Raw genomic sequence first — 1,372 nt, forward strand, 5'->3', positions numbered from 1 at the left:
TGGGCCCCCGCACCCGGCAGCTTTGCCGAGCGCCGCGAAGCCCTGAAAGCCCAGGAGCGTAGCGTGCGCCGCTCGGGCACGGGCTACGGAGCCAGCGTAGACAAGCCGCGCCCGGCCCGCCCCGTGGGCCTCGATAACCGCGCCGACAAGCCGAAGTACGGCGAAAAGCCCGGCGAAGCGCCCGATTACAAAAACCTAAAGCACTACGAAGCCGACAAAACCCGCGGCAACAAGCGTCGCCGCGAGGAAGACGACTTCGGAGCCGATGAAACGCGCCTGAACCGCTACATCGCCAACGCCGGCATCTGCTCGCGCCGCGAGGCCGACGCGCTGATTGCCGCCGGCGAAATCCGGGTGAATGGCGAGGTAGTGACGGAAATGGGCTACAAAGTGCAGCCCGAGGACACGGTGCAGTACGGCAAAACCAATTTGAACCGCGAGAAATCGGTGTACGTGCTGCTGAACAAGCCCAAGGACTTCATCACGACCACCGAAGACCCCGAAGGCCGTCGCACGGTGATGGACCTCGTGGCCGGCGCCTCGAAGGAGCGCATCTTCCCGGTGGGCCGCCTCGACCGCAACACCACCGGCCTTCTGCTCTTCACCAACGACGGTGAGGTGGCGCAGAAGCTGTCGCACCCCTCGCACAAGAACAAGAAAATCTACCAGGTGGAGCTGAGCCGCCCGCTGACGGAAGATGACCTGCGCCAGATTTCGGATGGCCTGGAGCTGGAAGACGGTAAGGCTGTGGTCGACGACGTGGCCGTAGTGGCGGGCAATGCGCACTTCGTGGGCATCGAGATTCACATCGGCCGCAATCGCATTGTGCGCCGTATTTTCGAGCACCTCGGCTACGAGGTAGTGGCCCTGGACCGCGTGCAGTACGCCGGCCTCACCAAGAAGGACCTGCCCCGTGGCAAATGGCGCTTCCTGAGCGAGCAGGAGGTAATTCGCCTGAAATACTTCCTGTAGGCCTTTGCCGAGGATAACAAGTAAAACGTCATGCTGAGCGAAGTCAAAGCATCTCGCATGTGGTAGTAACTCCAACGATTGGGTTTACTGCTGCACGCGAGATGCTTCGACTTCGCTCGGCATGACGTTCTTTTTTAAACTGCCAAACACCCATGCACACCCTTGCCCTCGACATCGGCAACACGGCCGTGAAGGCCGGCGCCTTCGACGGCCCGCTGCTGCGCGAGATGGCGGCTGGCCTGACGGCGGCCCAGGTGCGCGAGCTGGTGCAGCGCTGGCAGCCCCGACACGTAGTAGTGGCCTCGGTGGCCGAAGCCGCCGTGCTGGTGGTGGAAGACCTGCGCGACCTGGTGCCGGGCGAAATTCTGGCTTTCAGCCCGGCCACTACCACGGTGCCGCT

Annotated in this window: 1 protein-coding gene and 1 pseudogene; both read left to right on the forward strand. The window is 63.1% G+C overall.

From position 1 onward, the window contains the following. The coding region (locus ACYVDE_RS22880) for a pseudouridine synthase (protein WP_460503841.1) at positions 1-972 on the forward strand (972 nt) is incomplete at its 5' end. Positions 973-1,124: 152 nt separating this feature from the next. After that, a pseudogene (locus tag ACYVDE_RS22885) lies at positions 1,125-1,372 on the forward strand (hypothetical protein); the annotation flags it as partial.

It is taken from the genome of Hymenobacter agri, assembly GCF_054778495.1.